Annotated in this window: 1 protein-coding gene and 1 pseudogene; both read right to left on the bottom strand. The window is 66.5% G+C overall.

Annotation, left to right across the window (positions count from 1 at the left end):
• Positions 1–81: 81 nt before the first annotated feature.
• Positions 82–1,062, bottom strand: coding sequence for an ABC transporter permease (locus RT97_RS28650; protein WP_042582257.1), 981 nt, complete (start codon positions 1,060–1,062; stop codon positions 82–84).
• Positions 1,059–1,257 (bottom strand): annotated as a pseudogene (locus RT97_RS28645) (sugar ABC transporter ATP-binding protein); the annotation flags it as partial. The gene RT97_RS28650 and the pseudogene RT97_RS28645, both read right to left, overlap by 4 nt.

The following is a 1,257-nucleotide window of genomic DNA, read 5'->3' as shown; positions in this document are numbered from 1 at the left end:
AGCGGCGTCACCACTGGGCACGCTCTGCCTGCCCCCATCCCTGCCTTCCCCCAAAGGGGGAAGGAGCAAGACGGAGGAGGGTCAGCGTTTGGCTTCTCTGCTGATGAAGATGGCGAGCAAGACGATGCCGCCCTTGATGATCAATTGCAGGTACGGCGAGACGCCGATCATGTTGAGACCGTTGTTCAACACGCCGAGCAGCAGCGCACCGACCAGCGTGCCGACGATGGCGCCGCGTCCGCCGGCGATCGACGTGCCGCCCATCACCACCGCCGCGATCGCGTCGAGCTCGAAGCCCACGCCCACGCCGGGCTGCCCGCTTGTCACGCGCGCCGCCTGCACAATGCCGGCGATGGCTGCGGTGAGGCCGCTCAGCGCATACACGAGCAGCTTGTAGCGCGACACCCGAACGCCCGAAAGCCGCGTCGCTTCCTCGTTGCCGCCGATGGCGTACACATACCGCCCGAACGGCGCCATGTTGAGCAGCACATACGCCACGAGGTACGTCGCCAGCATGATGAGGATCGGCACCTTGATGCCCGCGAGCACGCCGCCGCCGAGGAAGGCGAACGACTCCGGCAGTCCGTCGATCGGATAGCCGCCTGTGTAGATGAGTGCAATGCCGCGCGCGATGCCCATCGTGGCCAGCGTCACGATGATCGGCGGCATGCGCAGGTACGCCACGCAGTAGCCGTTGAAGAGGCCGATCACCACGCCCACCGCGAGCCCGAGCGGCACTGCGAGCATCGGCGGCAGCCCGAACTGCACCATCATTCCCGAGGCCAGCGTGCCCGACAGCGCCACCACCGCGCCCACCGAAAGATCGATGCCGCCGGTGAGGATCGCGGCCGTCATGCCCACCGCGATGATCGCGTTGATCGACGACTGCAGCGCGATGTTCTGCAGGTTGCCCCACGAGAGGAAGTTGTCGGTCGCCACGATCATGAAGACCGAGATCGCGACCAGGCCCACCAGCGGCAGGAAAGCCGTCGAGCGGCGCAGCTGGGTAAGGAACCCGCCCGCGGGAACCGGCGGCGTGGGATGGCTGGCGGTGGCATTCATTGCGAACCCCCTGTGGTTGCGTGGCGCATGATGTCGCCCGAGTTGATGGAGTCGCCCTCCAGCGTGGCCACGATGGACCCGCCCGAGAACACGGCGACGCGGTCGCACATTCCGACGATCTCGGGCAGCTCGCTCGAGATCATCACTATGGCTTTGCCCTGGCGCGTGAGTTCGCGCATGAGGCTGTAGATCTCG

Origin of the sequence: Variovorax paradoxus (assembly GCF_000834655.1) — a bacterium.
Taxonomy (GTDB): domain Bacteria; phylum Pseudomonadota; class Gammaproteobacteria; order Burkholderiales; family Burkholderiaceae_C; genus Variovorax; species Variovorax paradoxus_F.
The sequence above is the reverse complement of the archived record's forward strand: the minus strand, read 5'-3'. Positions and strand labels throughout refer to the sequence as shown.

What these genes read in the sequence shown, in the direction of transcription:
- RT97_RS28650 (WP_042582257.1), bottom strand. Translation starts at nt 1,062, where the DNA reads ATGAATGCCACCGCCAGCCATCCCACGCCGCCGGTTCCCGCGGGCGGG.